This window comes from Alloalcanivorax venustensis ISO4 (assembly GCF_015356855.1).
In the GTDB taxonomy this organism is placed as follows: Bacteria; Pseudomonadota; Gammaproteobacteria; order Pseudomonadales; family Alcanivoracaceae; genus Alloalcanivorax; species Alloalcanivorax venustensis.
The window spans coordinates 16,652-32,453 of sequence record NZ_ARXR01000032.1 but is presented as its reverse complement, the minus strand read 5'-3'; the positions used below and the strand labels follow the sequence as shown (position 1 = coordinate 32,453).

Genomic DNA, 15,802 nt, shown 5'->3' with positions numbered 1-15,802 from the left:
CGCGCGCGCAGCCGGCGCAGATCGTCCAGCGCCCAGGCGGCGCCGACCAGGCCTAACGCGGCCCACGCCAGTAGCGCCGGCGCCGCCAGATCCGGCAGCCCGACGCGCGCCGCCAGCGGCAAGACGGCCAGCGCCGCCCACACCAGCAAGACCTGGATCAGGCGCTGTCCGGGCCTTATCCGCATGCGGCCTCCACGGCGGTCTGGCGACCGCGATGCAGGATGCAGGATTCAGGATACAGGGGCGAGGCCTGGTTTTTTGTGGGAGCGGGCCATGCCCGCGAAAGGGAGCGAAGCTCCCGGCAGGATCCCAGAGACCCTGTCGGCAATCCGCTGTCCTGGCTCTCTGGAATCCTGCCGGCCGGCTTTGCCGGCCTTTCGCTTGCAGGCAAGCTCCCACAGGGCAAGCGCCTACAAGAGGTCCAGCCGCTCACGCCTCCTGGCTGCATCCTGAATCCTGCATCCTGTATCGACCGGAAGGCGATCATTGCCGGGGCGCCTCCACCTGCTCCAGCAGTTGCGCGAGCACCGATTCCACGGTCTGGCCTTCCAGCTCCGCGTCCACGCCCAGGCGCAGGCGGTGGCGCAGCACCGGCGCCGCCACCGCCTTGACGTCGTCGGGCACCACGAAGTCGCGGCCGCTGAGCAGCGCCTGGGTTTTGGCGGTGCGGGCCAGGGCGATGCTGGCGCGCGGGCTGCCGCCCTGGATCAGGCTGGGATGCTCGCGGGTGGCGCGCACCAGGCGCAGCAGGTAGTCGATCAGGGCCGGGTCGATCAGCACCTGTTCGGCGCTGCGGGTCAGTTCCAGGATGCCGGCGGCGTCGGTGACCGGCGTCAGCTGCGCCGCGTCCAGGCTGTCCGGCAGCCGCCCGTCGAGCACCATCTCCACCATGCGTGATTCGTGCGCCTGGTCCGGGTAGTCGATCAGGATCTTGAACAGGAAGCGGTCCAGCTCCGCCTCCGGCAGCGGGTAGGTGCCTTCCTGGTCGAGCGGGTTCTGGGTGGCCAGCACCACGAACGGCGGCGCCAGCGGGAAGCTCTCGCCCTCGATGGTGATCTGACGTTCCTGCATCACTTCCAGCAGCGCCGCCTGGGTCTTGGCCGGCGCCCGGTTAATCTCGTCGGCGAGCAGCAGGTTGGTGAAGGCCGGCCCCTTGCGCACCCGGAAGTCGCCGCTCTGGCTGTCGAACAGGGCGTGGCCGGTGACGTCCGAGGGCATCAGGTCGGGGGTGAACTGGATGCGCTGAAAGTCCAGCTCCAGCACCCGCGCCAGGCTGCGCGCCAGCAGCGTCTTGCCGAGCCCGGGCACGCCTTCGATCAGCACATGGCCGCCGGTGATCAGGGCGATCAGCACCTGCCGGGTGATCGCCGGCTGGCCCACCAGCACCTGGTTGAGCTGCTCTTCGATGCGGCGCGCCAGGGCGCCGGCCTGTTCCGTCTGGCTGGTCATAAACGGCTCCTAAGGGTTTGCAGTATCGCCACCCGGTCCGCCCATTGCTGGCGGTCCCGGGGGCGCGGTTGTTGGGTGTCGCCGCCGCTGTTCAGGGCGTCGCGCAGAGCGCCTTCGGGCAGGGCCAGCCGCTCGGCGGCGATCGTCAGGGCCTGGTCCCGGTCCGGGTGAAGCAGGTCCAGGCGCCGCCGCGCCTCGTCGCGCAGCGGCGCCGTCAGCCGCTCGCTCTGGCCGGTGCGCCAATGGAAATGGCCCAGCGCCAGCAGGTGGCCGAGGTAATCGGTGCGGTCCGCTTCGGCGGCGTGCCACTGCGGCCCGGGGCGCGGCAGACGCCGCCACAGCCAGGCCGCCAGGGCGAGCAACAGGGCCAACATCAGCGGCCAGGCGTGCTGCCACAGCCACAGCGGCAGCGGCGGCATGTCGATGCCTTGCACGAACCACACCGGGCCGTCGCCGATCAGCTGCTCCAGCAGCCAGGCGTGGTCGAAATAGTGCAGGTGCTGGTTGTCCCACAGCGTCAGGCCGGCGAGCACGGTCATCTGCCCGTCGCCCCAAGACAGGTGAACCAGTTGCGCGCCCTCCGCATTGTCGGCCTTGGAGGACGGCAGCGCCGGCAGCAGGTCGGTGGGACGATGCTGCAGGGCCTGGCCGGGCGAGGCCAGCAGTTGCCGCCGGTCGCCGTCCGCGAACACCCAGGTTGCCGGCGCCGGTAACGGCGGCGCTTCGCAGGTGAGCGCCTCGCACTGCGGCGACAGGTCGCCGTCGTTGTCGCCCAGGCAATACTCCAGGAACAGGCTTTCCATGGGCTGGAAGCGGTCCAGCAGGGTGGTGAAGGGGTCGTCCTCGGTGTCCGTCTCCACGGCGACGGCGTGCAGGCCCAGCGGCGTCAGTAGCGGGTCGTCGTTGCCGCCGGTCCGCTCGCTGTTCCCGTCCTTGTCCCCGGTTTCGTCGGCCACGTAGTGATAGGCCGGGCGGGCGGCGACGATCAGATGGCCGCCGCGCTGCACCCAGTCGAACAGGGCGTCGATCCGACCGCTGCCCAGCTCGCCCCGGTATTCGTCCAGAATCAGGGTGGTGCCGGTGTCCGGCAGCGGGAACAGGGCGCCGGTGCTGAAGATCCGGCGGGTGGGGCGCTGCCAGTTTTCCAGCAGGGTCTGGGCGGCCAGGTAGGGGTTGCCGCGCACCGAGGCGTCCGGCGCCGCCGGCGCCATATAGCGTACCGGCTCGGTGGCCCAGACATAGAACACCAGGGCGGCGACCACCAGCAGCAGCGCCAGGCCGCCCCAGAATCTGCCGCGCCGCCGGCTCATGTTCTTGCCTCCGCCGGGCGCAGTCCGCGCCATTGGTCATAGAGCGCCTGGACCTGTTCCGGCGTGGTGGGGCGGTGCGCCCAGGCGGTGCGGGTCCAGGCCTCGGTGAGCCGTTCCAGGTAGACCACCGCCGGGGTGTCGCCCAGCAGCTGCCGGTAGGCGCGCAGGCAGTCCTGCTCGGTGGCGCCGGGGGTGAGCGGCGTGGGGTGCCGGCGGAAAAAGGTGACCAGGGTGTCGCGCAGCAGCAGCGCCAGGGCCTCGCGCACCCGGCCCTGGCGCAGCGCGTCGTCCAGAGCGCCGGCCAGGTCCACCGGTAGATTCTCGGCGCGGGTGTCCAGGCCCGCCACCTGCACCGGCATGGCGGTGGGCCGCCGGCGCAGCGGCGAGCCGGGAAGACGGCGCAGCAGGGCCCAGGCGATCACCGCCAGCAGCGCCACCAGCAGCGTCCAGCCGATCCCGTGGATCAGGCCTTCCGGCAGCGCCAGCGGGTCGCCCCGTTCGTTGTCCCGCTGGCCGTCGATCAGCCGCTGCAGCAGGTCCCGCCACCAGCTGTCGCCGTCGTCGTCGCGGAATTGTTCCTTCAGGCGGCGCTCTTCGCGCAGCGCCATGGGCATGAAGGTGTCCGAGGCGAGCAGCTCCACGGCCTGCTGCTTGCTGTCTTGTTGCTCGGCGTTGCCCGGCGCCGGCAGGCCGCCCAGGCACAGCACCATCAGCGCCAGCGCCCCGGCGCCCCGGCTCAGGCCCAGCGCGGCGCGGCGCTTGCCGATGCGGGTCAGGCCCAGCTGCAGGTCCCAGCCTTCCAGGTGGGTGCGCTGATTCAGGTAGAGGGCGAAGGAGGTGGCCACGTACAGCGGCTCGGTGACGGTCAGCACCAGATACCAGAACAGGTTGCCCAGGGCCCAGTGCAGGCGGCTCTGCTCGCCGAACCAGACGCTGAACTCCAGGTTGAACTGCCACGGCGCCAGGGTGATCGCCAGCAGGATCAGCGCCACCGTCATCAGGTGTTCCAGCGTGAGCAGGGTGAACGTCAGCGTGGCCGGGCGCTGGCCGGGGGCGCGCAGCAACACGGCGATGCGTCCGGAAGCGGCGTCGCCGCGATTGCCTTCCAGCTGCCAGACGCCGGTAAGCATGCCCCGCGCCGGGCTCAGCCGCCGCCAGGTGAGCTGGCCGAACAGCCCGTTCAGGCCGTACTCCCGAAAGCCTTTGAGCAGGGCCCAGGGGCCGGGATAGTCATCGAACAGGGCGCGGCTGTAGAACGCCAGCAGCGGCCTTTCCCACAGCGGCTTGAGCCACCAGAACAGCAGCATTGGCCAGATGCTCTGCCAGGCGGCGGCGAGGCCGGCCAGCGCCAGGAAGGGCAACCCGGTGAACACCACCCACACCAGCGCCGCCGACCGCCACCAGTGCCGGTACAGGCGCGTGCCCATATCCATGGCCTGCCAGCACGAGCGCGGTGCCAGGCGGGCGTTGAGCTTATTCAGGTCCATGCCGCCCTCCCTGGCGCCGGCGTTGCCGGCCGGCGAACAGCAGGTACAGCGCCAGCAATGCCCAGCAGGCGGCGCCCACGCCGTACTTGATCTGCGGCGCCAGCTCCCGGGACGACCAGAACGCCTCGATGAACGCGGCCAGCACCAGCAGCGCGAACACGCCGTACATCACCGGCAGGCATTCGCCGGCGGCGCGCCGCAGGGCGTCCACCCGGCGCCAGGAGCCGGGCGCCAGCACCGCCCAGCCCATGCGCAGGCCGGCGCCGCCGGCCAGGAAGATGGCGGTCAGCTCCGGCGCGCCGTGGGCGATCACGAAGGTGAAGAACGGCTGCGCGGCGCCGGCCAGGGTCAGGTGGCCGGCGGCGGCGCCGAAGAAGCTGCCGTTGAAGAGCATCGCCACCAGCGCGCCCACGCCCAGCAGCAGGCCGCCGGCGAAGGTGCGGAAAGCGATGCCGATGTTGTTGTAGATGTAGTAGCCGAACATCATCACATCGTCCTGGCGGTCGCGGCCGCTGACGTCGCGCAGCTCCGGGTGGTACATCTCTTCCAGTTCGGCCACCTGCTGCGGGCCCACCACGGTGTGCACCAGCTCCGGGTCGTGCAGGATCATCGCCCACACCAGGCCGGCGGACAGCACGAAGCAGAGCGTGCTGACCAGATGCCAGCGCCACTGATAACGCACCGCGCGTGGGAAGCCGCCGGTGAAAAACGCCACCAGCCCGGGCAGCAGCGGGGTGCGGTAGCGGTACAGCTGGCGGTGGGCGCGCAGCATCAGGTCGTTGAGGTATTCCTGCAGCGCCAGGCTGTAGCCGCGCTCGCGGGCCAGCGCCAGCTGGTGGCAGAGGCTCTGGTAGTCGGCGGTGAAATCGGTGAGCGCCGACGCCTGCGGGCGGCGGCGGGCTTCCAGCGCGGTGAGACTGGTTTCCAGCCGTTCCCACTGGGGCCGGTAACGCTGCTCGAACTGGCTCTGCCTCATGCGCCCCCCAACACGTGCCGGGCCACGCGCTGCAGTTTTTCCCGGGCGGCGGCGGGCGCCAGCTCCGGGTAGGCGAGGGCGGCGAGCTCCTCCTGACGCTCGGCGGAGAGCCGCGCGCCCCGGTCGGTGAAGGCCAGCAACACCAGTTGGTCGTCGCGGCTGAGCGGCCAGTCCGGCGCTTCGCTGTCGCCGTCCTGGTGGGGCCGCGCCGGGCGCGCCGGCGGCGTGTGGATCACCAGGGTGTCGGCGGCCAGGTCGCCGAGGCGCTGCGAGCGTCGGGTGATCAGCATCACCACGAAGCCGGTGAGATAGAACATCGGAAACAGGTCGGCGGTGCGCAGCAGGTTACGCACCAGGCTGCCGTTAAAGCCCAGCGGCGCGCCGTTGCCGTGCACCACCGCCAGGCCCATCATCCGTTTGCCCGGCGTACGCCCCTGCCAGAGTGCTTCGAACAACACCGGGTAAAACCATTCCATCAAGAACAGCATCACCAGGTAGAGGCCCATTCCGCCGCGCCCGAACAGCATCAGCGGAATCGCGACCAGCGCCAGCGCCAGGCCGCGAATCGCCAGATCGATCCCGTAGGCCAGGGCGCGCGGCAGCGGCCCGGCCAGGGACAGCGTCAGGCGCGCCCCCTCCGGTGTATCGATGTGCAGCTGGTCATCAATCCGCACGGCCGCCCCGGCGCATGAGCTGCATGGCGAGCAGGAACAGCACCACCGTCAGCGACACCTGAACGATGGCCAGGGTGCGCACCGGCGGCGGGTTCAGGCACTGCACCACATAGCCGCAAAAATAGAAAAGCAGCAGGAAACACAGCCAGGTGAGCGAACGCGGGTGCAGCGTGATCGGCGCCGCCGCCATTAACGCCAGCGGGCCGTAGAGCACCGCCGCCATGATCACGGCGGCGAAGGTGGGCGTGTCCGGCGGCGCGAACCAGAACAGACCGGCGATACCGAGAACCAGCAGCAGAATATAGGTGATGCGCAGAAGGGCGCTCAGCATGGTGTTCCCCCTCGGTTGGGTTTAGTGGGCGGGCGCCAACTGGCGCGCCAGGGTGGCGAGCCGCCGGCCCAACGCCTTGGCGATGGCGTTTTCGTCGTCGCTGGTGTCGCGGCCGCGCCCGTCGCTGCCGGACACATGGCTGGCCCCGTAGGGCGTGCCGCCGCCGGTGGTGCGTGTCAGCGCCGCCTCCGAATAGGGCACCCCGGCCAGCACCATGCCGTGGTGCAGCAGCGGCAGCATCATCGACAGCAGGGTGCTCTCCTGGCCGCCGTGGAGGCTGGCGGAGGCGGTGAACACACCGGCCGGGCGGCCGATCAGCGCGCCGGACATCCACAGGTCGCTGCTCTGGTCGAGAAAATACTTGAGCGGCGCCGCCATGTTGCCGAAGCGGGTCGGCGAGCCCAATGCCAGACCGGCACAGCCGGCCAGGTCGTCCAGGGTGGCGTAGGGCGCGCCGCTGTCCGGCACCGGCGGGGCACTGGCCTCGTGATCCGGAGACACCGGCGGCACGGTGCGCAGGCGCGCCTGCAGGCCGGCGCCTTCCACGCCGCGGGCCACTTGCTGCGCCAGCCGCGCCACGCCGCCGGTGCGGCTGTAATAAAGGATCAGCACATAGGGGTTGAGGGCCGCGTCGCTCACGGCGTCACCAGTTCCAGAACCGTTTCCGGCGGGCGTCCGATCACCGCCTGGTCACCTTTCACCAGCACCGGCCGTTCCAGCAGTTTGGGATAGCGGGCGATGGCGTTGATCACGGTGTCGTCGTCGGCGTCCCGGCTCAACCCGGCTTCCTTGTACTCCGCTTCTTTAGGGCGTACCAGATCGTGGGCGCGGTCCAGGCGCAACTGTTTTACCAGAGTGCGGACGGTTTCCGCGTCCGGCGGTGTATCAAGATACTTGACGATGGTCGGGGTGATGCCGTTTTCTTCCAGCAGCGCCAATGCCTGCCGGGATTTGGAACAGCGGGGATTATGGTAGAGCGTGTATTCGGCCATGGCGTCACGTTGTCGTCTGATAGGATGGGAGCATTGTAAGGCACCGACCCGCAGCTACAAGCGTGCCGCTACGCGATTAAAGGAAGCAGTGTGAATCAGGACCTGGAAAGCAGTGAAGAAGATCCGGTAATTCCGTTCCGGGCAAGGGCGCAATCGGTGTGGGCGTTTCTCAAACTGTTGCGCCGCCAGTTCGTGGAGGACGGTTGTCAGTCCAGCGCGGCGGCGCTCACCTACACCACGCTGTTCGCCATCGTGCCGATCATGACGGTGATGTTCGCGGTGATCGCCGCGATCCCGGCCTTGAACGAACGGGGCATGGTGATCCAGGAGTGGGCCTTTGAATATTTCGTGCCGTCCGCCGGCGCCGAGATTCTCGAATACCTGAGCAAGTTTTCCCGCCAGGCCACCAACCTGACCGGCGCCGGCGTACTGATTCTGATCGTCACCGCGATCCTGATGCTGCGCACCATCGAGCAGTCCCTGAACCGCATCTGGAAAATCCGCCAGCCGCGCAAGGGCCGGGTCAGCCTGATGATGTACTGGGCGGTGCTGTCCCTGGGCCCGCTGTTGCTGGGGGCGGGGCTCGGCATCTCGTCCTATCTGACCTCGCTGTCGCTGGTCAGCGACACCGTGGCCTACCTGGGCGGGGTGCGGTTCTGGCTGACGCTGTTGCCGTTTTTTCTGACCACCTCGGTGCTCGCCTTGCTCTACATCGTGGTGCCCAACACCTCGGTGCCGTTGCGCCAGGGGCTGATCGGCGCGGCGTTCGCGGCGTTGCTGTTCGAGCTGGCCAAGGCCGCGTTCGCTCAGTTCATCAAGCACGCGCCCAACTACCAGGTGGTGTACGGCGCCTTTGCCGCGGTGCCGCTGTTTCTGTTATGGATTTATATTTCCTGGATGCTGGTGCTGTTCGGCGCCGAGCTGGTGCGGGCCCTGGTGGTGTTTCAGGAGCATCAGCGGCGGGTGCCGCGCATGCAGGCGCTGATGCGGTTGCTGAACGTGCTCTGGGAACGCCAGCGTGACGGGCGGACCCTGCACGGCAACGAGGTGCGGCGGGTGATGCAGGACTCCGGCATCACCCACTGGGACGAATTCCGCAACCTGCTGCAGGACTGCCATCTGATCCGCCGCACCGAGGAGGGCGGCTATGTGCTGATCCGCGATCTGCGCGCGCTCACCATGGCCGAGCTGCTAACCCTGGTGCCCTGGCCGGCGGAGCAGCAGCTGCGTATTCACGCCAACGGCAAGGAGCCCTGGGAAGCGGCGCTCAAGCAACGCTGCGATCAGGCCCGGGAAGGCCTGCGCCGGCCGCTGGATTTCAACCTGGAGGCGCTGTTCGGCAACCGGTTGGAGGAAAGCGCGGATGTAAAAGAGGAGGAAAATCGTGACAACCGCTAGGATTGCCCGACAAGCCGTGGTGAGTGGCCGTGTCCAGGGTGTGTATTATCGGGCTTCCACCCAGCAACAGGCGCGCCGTCTGGCGGTCGCCGGCTGGGTGCGCAACCGCCCCGACGGCAGCGTCGAGGCGTGGCTGGAAGGCGCCCCCGACGCGGTCGAGGCGCTGCTCGCCTGGATGCGGCGCGGCCCCGCGGGCGCTCGGGTCACGGACATCACCGTCACCGAGACGCTGCCCCGGAACGACGCCGATTTCGTAGTAACCGATTGAAGAGGCTTCGCCCATGAAGCAGGTGGAAATGGTTAACGGGCACTTGCGCTTCCCGACGCTGCTCAGCGGTGACGGCGAGCCGGTGATTTTACTGCACGGTTTTCCCGATACCCATGAAAACTGGGCGGTGCAGATGAAGCTGATCGCCGACGCGGGCTACACCTGCCTCGCGCCGGCCCTGCGCGGCTACGCGCCGTCCTGTCAGCCCGGCAACGGCGACTATTCCCTGCATGCCGCGGTGGACGACCTGCTGGTGTTCGCCAATCAACTGGGCGGGCGCGTGCATCTGATCGGCCACGACTGGGGCGCCGCCGTGGGCTACCTGGCCTGCGCCCGCTACCCGGACACCTTCTGCACCTTCACCGCGCTGGCGATTCCGCCGCTCAAGCGCCTGCCCCAGGCGCTGCTGAAAGTGCCCGAGCAGATCAAACTGAGCGGCTACATGCAGTTCTTCCAGTTGCCCATGGCGCCGGAAGCCTGGCTGAAGAAGGATGATTTTTCCGGCATCGACAAACTCTGGCAACGCTGGTCGCCGGACTGGGAGCCGGGCCTCTACCTGGAGAACGCCAAGCACACCCTGCGCGAGCCGGGCGTGCTGCCCGCCGCGCTGGGCTGGTACCGGCATCTGATCCGCCTGTGGCGCAAGGAGCAGCGTGAGACCCAGGAGTGGCTGGGCATGAACATCACGGTGCCCACCCAGGTGCTGATCGGCGAACAGGACGGCTGCATGAGCCCGCGCCTGCTCGACCACACCGTCAACCACGGCGACTTCCCGGGCGGGCTGCGCGTGGAGCGGGTGTCCGGCGCCGGCCACTTCCTGCATCTGGAGCGTCCCGAGACCGTTGCCGATTTGCTTATCGCTCATCTCAAGCGCGGGGAGTGCCTGGCGTAGGTCTCTGGGATCCTGCCGGCAAGCCTTGCTTGCCTTTCGCGGGCAGGGCCCGCTCCCACAAGCTCGCTCCTACAAGGCGGCTCCTACAAGGCGGCTCCCACAAGCCGGCCCGGGTAGTCTATAATGCGCGCCCCGAATCCCAGCAGTCAGGAGTGCCCCCATGACGGTGATCCGCCAGGACGATCTGATTCAAAGCGTTGCCGATGCCCTGCAGTACATCTCTTACTACCACCCGGTGGACTTTATCCGCGCGGTGAAGGAAGCCTACGAGCGGGAAGAGAGCAAAGCGGCCAAGGACGCCATGGCGCAGATTCTGGTGAATTCCCGCATGTCCGCCATGGGGCGCCGGCCGATTTGCCAGGACACCGGCATCGTCACCGTGTTCTGTAAGGTGGGCATGAACGTGACGTTCGAGAGCGACATGAGCCTGGACGACATGATCAACGAGGGCGTGCGCCGGGCCTACAACCACCCGGACAACGTGCTGCGCGCCTCGGTGCTGGCGGACCCGGACGGCAAGCGCGCCAACACCAAGGACAACACGCCGGCGGTGATCAACTACTCCATCGTGCCCGGCGACACCGTTGAAATCGACGTGGCGGCCAAGGGCGGCGGCTCCGAGGCGAAGTCCAAGTTCGCCATGCTCAACCCGTCCGATTCGGTGGTCGACTGGGTGCTCGAGCAGGTGCCGAAGATGGGCGCCGGCTGGTGCCCGCCGGGCATGCTCGGCATCGGCATCGGCGGCACCGCCGAGAAGGCCATGCTGATCGCCAAGGAGTCCCTGATGGACCCCATCGACATCCACGAGCTGCAGGCGCGGGGCGCGCAAACCCGTTCCGAGGAACTGCGCCTGGAGCTGTTCGAGAAGGTCAACGCCCTGGGCATCGGCGCCCAGGGCCTGGGCGGCCTGACCACGGTGCTGGACGTGAAGGTGGCGGATTACCCCACCCACGCGGCCAACAAGCCGGTGGCGATCATCCCCAACTGCGCCGCCACCCGCCACGCCCACTTTATCCTCGACGGCACCGGCCCGGCGGATCTCAAGGCTCCGGACCTGGAAGAGTGGCCGGACATCGCCTGGGGCAACGACGAGGGCGCCAAGCGCGTCAACCTGGACACCGTGACCCCGGAAGAGGTGCAGACCTGGCAGCCCGGCGACACCATCCTGCTGTCCGGCAAGCTGCTCACCGGCCGTGACGCGGCGCATAAGCGCATGGTGGACATGATCGCCAAGGGCGAGGAACTGCCGGTGGACTTCACCAACCGCTTTATCTACTACGTGGGTCCGGTGGATCCGGTGGGCGACGAAGTGGTGGGCCCGGCCGGCCCGACCACCGCCACCCGCATGGATAAGTTCACCCGCACCATGCTGGAGAAGACCGGCCTGATCGGCATGGTCGGCAAGGCCGAACGCGGCGACACCGCCATCGAAGCGATCAAGGACAACAAGGCGGTCTACCTGATGGCCGTGGGTGGCGCCGCCTACCTGGTGTCCAAGGCGATCCGCAAATCCCGCGTGGCCGCCTTCGAGGATCTGGGCATGGAAGCGATCTACGAATTCGAAGTGGAAGACATGCCGGTGACCGTGGCGGTGGATTCCAACGGCGAATCCGTGCACAAGACCGGCCCGGTGATCTGGAAAGAGAAGATCGCCGCCAAATCCGCCTGAGAGGGGAACTTGTGGGGCTGCTTCGGCTCGGACCGTTGAACCTTTGCTTGTGCGGGCCTTGTGGGAGCGGGCCCTGCCCGCGAAAGGGTGGCTTTTAGCCACCCGGCAGGATGCCAGAGACCTTGTTGGTGCTGGGGTTCCTGCCGGCCGGCTTCGCCGGCCTTTCGCTTGCAAGCAAGCTCCTACAAGTGCTCGCTCCCAAGGGTTTCAACAAAAACGAATACAACGTTGTTTTTAATATGCGTTCCAACCTGACGATCCTGCTTCTCGGCCTGGTGGCCGTGGTACTCACCGGCTGCGCCTCGCTGCGTGATTCCACCGCCGGTCTGATGGGGCGGACGCAGGCGCCGGACGCGGTGGCCGGGCTGAGCTACGGCGCCATCGACGCCCTCGGCGCCATGGACGGCGCCTGCCGGCGGCTCGCCGAGGCGCACCGGGCGGAGCGCTACGTGGACCAGCGGCAACTGCGTGAGGACTGGCTGCCCGCCTGCCGGGAACGGATCGAGTCGGTGCGCCAGTCGCGGCGTCTCGACCGGCTGGTGGACGACGCCTACCAGGCCCAGCAGGCCCATGAAGCCGAACTGGCCCGGCAACGGGCGGAACGTGAACGGGTCCGGCGGGACATGGAAGCGGCCCGCCGGGAAGCGGAGAAACGCAGCGAAGCCGCCGCCGACGAGGCCCAGGGCCGGCTGCGCGAGCGGCTCGCCGACGCCCATATCCTCAGCATCCTCGAAGACGTGCCCGACCAGCCGCTGGCGTTTGCCGTGGGCCAGGCGTCGGAGCGCACCATGAAGAATTTCCTCGCCTGCCTGGAAGTGGGCTACCCCAACCAGGGCTACGAAGTGGACCGCGGCGATGACAGCCTCACGGTCACCGCCCGCCAGGCGGACATGCTGCGCGGCGACGTGGACATCCGCGCCCGCTTCGTCAACGTCTGGGACACCTGGATGCTGGAATCCCTGAGCGTGGCGGAGCTCACCGCGCGCACCCCCCAGGACCGCTTCATGCTGGCCCAGAACCTGCTCGCCGGGCACTGCTACGGCATCGATAATCTGATGCAGCGCGACGCCCCCGCCACCTCCGACCGCTCCTGACATTGTGGGAGCGGGCCCCGCCCGATTGTTAATCGCCGTTGAGGAAGGCGGCGATCTCCCGGTAGGTGGCGGCGCAGGCGTCGGGCGCCAGGGATTCCAGATTGAGGTAGGCGTGGATCATGTCGTCGAAATGGCGGTGGCGGCAGGGCACGCCGGTGTCGTTCAGCCTTTGCACGTAGGCCAGCGCCTCGTCGCGCAGCGGGCAGTATTCGGCGCTGATTACCAGCGTTTCCGGCAGGCGATTGCTCACCGGCATGAACAGCGGCGAGGCGCCGCGGCGGTCCTCGCCGTGCTGGAAATAGTGCTGGAAGTACCAGGCGATGCGCTCCGCTTCCAGTAAATAGCCCTTGCCGTTCTCGGTCACCGAGGGGTGGTTCAGGGTGTAGTCCAGGCTGGGGTAGATCAGCACCTGTTTTTCCACCGGCAGCCGCTGGTCGTTCTGCGCCAGGGCGCTGAGGGTGGCGGCGAAGGTGCCGCCGCCGGAGTCGCCGGCCAGCGCCAGGCGCCGCTGGTAGCGGCGCCCTTGGGCGTCGAGCACCGGCCACAGGTGGCGGGCCACGCTGTGGCAGTCTTCCAGGCCGAACGGGTAGGGGTATTCCGGCGCCAGCCGGTAGTCCACCGACACCACCAGCCAGCTGCTGGCGTCGGCGAGCCGCCGGCAAATCGGGTCGTACACCGCCACGCTGCCGGCCATGTGCCCGCCGCCGTGGAAGAACAGGCACACCGGGGTGTCCCGGTCCGGCGCCGGGTCGTAGAGGCGCACCGGCACCGGGGTTTCGCCGCATTCCACCCGGGCGTCGCCGACCCAGGGCAGCTCGGGCCCCGGGCGGACCTGATTGCGGGTCATCGCCGCCATGCTGTCGCGCACGGTGGCCGGGGTGGCTTCCACGCCGGCCGCTTTTTGTTCCGCCACCAGTTCATTGAGGCGGTCCAGCCAGGCCTTTAGCTGAGCGTTCAGCATTGAAACAGCACCAGGGCGTCGCCCGCGCAGATCATCCGGCCGTCCTCGCCGGTGCACAGGGTGTCCAGATTCACCAGCGCCTTGTCGCCGCGCAGGTGGGTAATGGTGACGGTGGCGGTGAGCGTTTCGCCGATGCGGGCGTCTTCCTCGAAGCGCATGTGCTGCTTGAGGTAGTTGGTGCCGTGGCCGGGCAGCTCCTCGCCGAGCAGATAGGAAAACAGGCCGGCGATCAGCGGCTCGGGCACCTGGTCCGGGGTCTCATCCTCAAGGCCGGCCATGTCGCACCAGGCGCGCACATCCTCGGCGCTGAAGCGCCGTTCCACGGTGGCCTGGTCTTCCAGCCGCAGAGCGTTGAAGCGGGGCAGGGTCTCGCTCATGGCGCCATCTCCTGGTCGAGTTTGAGACGGCAGGTGCCCTGCAGGCAGCGGCTGTCGTCTTCCTTGAGCACGTCGGTGGTGAGGTGGACGATGCCGTCCACCGGGCGGCCGCGGGTTTCCAGCACCACGGTGAGCGGCTCGTCGGCGTAGGCCGGCGCCGGAAATTTCAGGTCCTGCACTTCCAGGCGGGCGCCGGGGAAGAATTCATGGATCAGCCCGCGCACCGCGCTGAACAGCAGCATGCCGTGGGACACGGTGGCGCCGAAGCGGGTGCCGGCGGCGTAGTCCGGGTCCACATGGATGGGGTTGTGGTCGCCGCTGAGTCGGGCGAAACGCTGGAAGTCCTCCTGGCTGAAGGACAGATCCCGTTCCATGCGGGCGGTGTTATTGTTTTGCATGATCACGCAACTCCTGTTTGGTGACTTTGCCCAGGGCGTTGCGGGGCAGGGCATCGACCCGTTCGAACGCCTTGGGCACCTTGTAACCGGCGAGCCGCTCGCGGCAGAACGCGCGCAGCGCTTCCGGGTCCGGGGCGTCCCGGTCCGCGTGGACGCCGTAATAGGCCTTGCCGACTTCACCCCATTTGTCGTCGGGCATGCCGACCACCGCCACTTCGGCGATGGCCGGGTGTTGTTCCAATACTTTTTCCACCTCCGCCGGGTAGACGTTTTCGCCGCCGGAGATGTACATGTCCTTCCAGCGATCGACGATGAAATACTGGCCGTCCTCGTCGCAGCGGGCCACGTCGCCGCTGTGCAGCCAGCCGTCGGCGCGGATCGCCTCGGCGGTGGCGTCCGGGCGGTTCCAGTACCCGGGCGTGATGTTGGGCCCGCGAATCAACAGCTCGCCGGCGTCACCCGGGGGCACGTCCCGGCCGTCGCGGTCGACGATGCGCACTTCCGTGAGCAGCTGCGGCCGGCCCACCGAGCCGATCTTGTCGATCACCTTGTCCTCGTCCAGCAGGAACACCGTGGGGCCGGTTTCCGTCATGCCCATGCCGGTGCGCACGCGGATACCGGCGTCCACATAGCGCTGCGCCACCGGCAGCGACAGCGGCGCGCCGCCGCAGCCCCAGGAGCGCACGCCCTTGAGACGCTCGCCGCTGAACCCGGGGTGATCGAGCAGCGCCTGGTACACCGCCGGCACCCCGAAAAAGATGGTCGCTCTTTTTTCCAACACTTGCAGTGCCTGATCCGGGTCGAAGGCGCGCGCCACCAGAACGCTGCCGCCGACCATGAACACCGCCGAGGAATACAGGTTGATGCCGGCGGTGTGGAATAGGGGCAGCACGTTGAGCAGCACATCGTCGCCGCTCAGGTTCACCGCCAGACCGATATTGAGATAGTTGGCCAGCATCATGCGGAAGGTCTGGATCACGCCCTTGGGCCGGCCGGTGGTGCCGGAGGTGTAGAGCAGGTACCAGGGGGTGTCCGGGTCCCTGTCCGGGTGGGCGGTGAGGTCCGGCCGGGTGTCGGCGAGATCCCGGTGATAATCGCGCTGGCCGTCCGCGGCGCCGTCCAGCGCCACCAGGGTGAGCGGCCCGCAGCGCTGCTGGAGCTCGGCGGCGGCGTCGGCGAACTCGGCGCCGAAAATCAGCGCCCCCGGGTCGCAGTCTTCCACCAGCACTTCCAGTTCCGGCACCGCCAGGCGCCAGTTCAAAGGCACCAGGATCAGGCCGGCCTTGGCGCAGCCGAACAGCATGGCGAAGAACTCGGCGCGGCTGTGGCCCAGATAGGCGAGCCGGTCGCCTTCCTCCAGGCCCCAGTGGTCACGGGCGGCGGCCGCCAGCCGCGCGGCGCGCTCGTTGAACTGGGCGTAGTTATAGTGCTCGCCGCTTTCCAGGTCCTCCAGAGCCGGGCGGTCCGAGGAGACCCGGGCCCGATGGGCGAGCAAGTCGAACATTTCCATTTCATCTCCCGAGCTT

Annotated in this window: 17 protein-coding genes and 1 pseudogene; 5 read left to right on the top strand and 13 right to left on the bottom strand. The window is 68.3% G+C overall.

Features of this window, described 5'->3' with window-relative positions:
* The 9 genes and pseudogenes from ISO4_RS14155 to arsC all read right to left on the bottom strand — a co-directional run.
* Positions 1–185: pseudogene (locus ISO4_RS14155) on the bottom strand (DUF58 domain-containing protein); the annotation flags it as partial.
* A gap of 298 nt (positions 186–483) precedes the next feature.
* Complete coding sequence (locus ISO4_RS14150; protein WP_142949388.1) at positions 484–1,449, bottom strand: AAA family ATPase; 966 nt, start codon at positions 1,447–1,449, stop codon at positions 484–486.
* Positions 1,446–2,759: a DUF4350 domain-containing protein gene (locus ISO4_RS14145; protein WP_194856631.1), complete on the bottom strand. Its 1,314-nt coding sequence runs from the start codon at positions 2,757–2,759 to the stop codon at positions 1,446–1,448. Before ISO4_RS14145 ends, ISO4_RS14150 begins: the two co-directional genes overlap by 4 nt.
* Positions 2,756–4,246, bottom strand: coding sequence for a DUF4129 domain-containing protein (locus tag ISO4_RS14140; protein WP_194856630.1), 1,491 nt, complete (start codon positions 4,244–4,246; stop codon positions 2,756–2,758). Before ISO4_RS14140 ends, ISO4_RS14145 begins: the two co-directional genes overlap by 4 nt.
* Positions 4,233–5,222, bottom strand: a complete 990-nt coding sequence (locus ISO4_RS14135; RefSeq protein WP_194856629.1) for a stage II sporulation protein M — start codon at positions 5,220–5,222, stop codon at positions 4,233–4,235. Before ISO4_RS14135 ends, ISO4_RS14140 begins: the two co-directional genes overlap by 14 nt.
* A complete protein-coding gene (locus ISO4_RS14130) occupies positions 5,219–5,896 on the bottom strand; it encodes an RDD family protein (protein ID WP_142949384.1) in 678 nt (225 codons plus the stop codon). Before ISO4_RS14130 ends, ISO4_RS14135 begins: the two co-directional genes overlap by 4 nt.
* Positions 5,886–6,227 (bottom strand): DUF2069 domain-containing protein, encoded by a 342-nt coding sequence (locus tag ISO4_RS14125; RefSeq protein ID WP_142949383.1) that lies wholly within the window; start codon positions 6,225–6,227, stop codon positions 5,886–5,888. Before ISO4_RS14125 ends, ISO4_RS14130 begins: the two co-directional genes overlap by 11 nt.
* 21 nt (positions 6,228–6,248) lie before the next feature.
* On the bottom strand, positions 6,249–6,866 hold the full coding sequence (gene wrbA / locus ISO4_RS14120; RefSeq protein ID WP_142949382.1) for an NAD(P)H:quinone oxidoreductase: 618 nt from the start codon (positions 6,864–6,866) through the stop codon (positions 6,249–6,251).
* Positions 6,863–7,219, bottom strand: coding sequence for an arsenate reductase (glutaredoxin) (gene arsC, locus ISO4_RS14115; protein WP_194856628.1), 357 nt, complete (start codon positions 7,217–7,219; stop codon positions 6,863–6,865). Before arsC ends, wrbA begins: the two co-directional genes overlap by 4 nt.
* 90 nt (positions 7,220–7,309) lie before the next feature.
* On the opposite strand from arsC, the gene ISO4_RS14110 reads away from it, so the two are divergent.
* The 5 genes from ISO4_RS14110 (at position 7,310) to ISO4_RS14090 (ending at position 12,540) form a co-directional block, all read left to right on the top strand.
* A complete protein-coding gene (locus ISO4_RS14110; RefSeq protein WP_255442562.1) occupies positions 7,310–8,617 on the top strand; it encodes a YihY family inner membrane protein in 1,308 nt (435 codons plus the stop codon).
* The gene (locus ISO4_RS14105) at positions 8,604–8,885 is read left to right on the top strand and encodes an acylphosphatase (protein WP_255442561.1); all 282 of its coding nucleotides are present in this window, start codon (positions 8,604–8,606) and stop codon (positions 8,883–8,885) included. The genes ISO4_RS14110 and ISO4_RS14105 overlap by 14 nt, the downstream gene beginning before the upstream one ends.
* Before the next feature lie 13 nt (positions 8,886–8,898).
* The gene (locus ISO4_RS14100) at positions 8,899–9,777 is read left to right on the top strand and encodes an alpha/beta fold hydrolase (protein WP_142949379.1); all 879 of its coding nucleotides are present in this window, start codon (positions 8,899–8,901) and stop codon (positions 9,775–9,777) included.
* A gap of 160 nt (positions 9,778–9,937) precedes the next feature.
* Positions 9,938–11,446, top strand: coding sequence for a fumarate hydratase (locus ISO4_RS14095; protein WP_194856627.1), 1,509 nt, complete (start codon positions 9,938–9,940; stop codon positions 11,444–11,446).
* 239 nt (positions 11,447–11,685) lie between these two features.
* Complete coding sequence (locus tag ISO4_RS14090; protein WP_194856626.1) at positions 11,686–12,540, top strand: hypothetical protein; 855 nt, start codon at positions 11,686–11,688, stop codon at positions 12,538–12,540.
* 28 nt (positions 12,541–12,568) lie between these two features.
* Here ISO4_RS14090 and ISO4_RS14085 read toward each other — a convergent pair whose 3' ends face one another.
* Genes ISO4_RS14085 through ISO4_RS14070 form a run of 4 tightly spaced genes read right to left on the bottom strand, consistent with a single transcriptional unit; the run spans position 12,569 to position 15,786 of the window.
* A complete protein-coding gene (locus ISO4_RS14085; RefSeq protein ID WP_194856625.1) occupies positions 12,569–13,501 on the bottom strand; it encodes an alpha/beta hydrolase in 933 nt (310 codons plus the stop codon).
* Positions 13,495–13,878 (bottom strand): hotdog family protein, encoded by a 384-nt coding sequence (locus ISO4_RS14080; RefSeq protein WP_142949375.1) that lies wholly within the window; start codon positions 13,876–13,878, stop codon positions 13,495–13,497. The genes ISO4_RS14085 and ISO4_RS14080 overlap by 7 nt, the downstream gene beginning before the upstream one ends.
* The gene (locus ISO4_RS14075) at positions 13,875–14,276 is read right to left on the bottom strand and encodes a MaoC family dehydratase (RefSeq protein WP_142949374.1); all 402 of its coding nucleotides are present in this window, start codon (positions 14,274–14,276) and stop codon (positions 13,875–13,877) included. The genes ISO4_RS14080 and ISO4_RS14075 overlap by 4 nt, the downstream gene beginning before the upstream one ends.
* Positions 14,263–15,786, bottom strand: a complete 1,524-nt coding sequence (locus ISO4_RS14070; RefSeq protein WP_194856624.1) for an acyl-CoA synthetase — start codon at positions 15,784–15,786, stop codon at positions 14,263–14,265. The genes ISO4_RS14075 and ISO4_RS14070 overlap by 14 nt, the downstream gene beginning before the upstream one ends.
* Between the last annotated feature and the right edge of the window lie 16 nt (positions 15,787–15,802).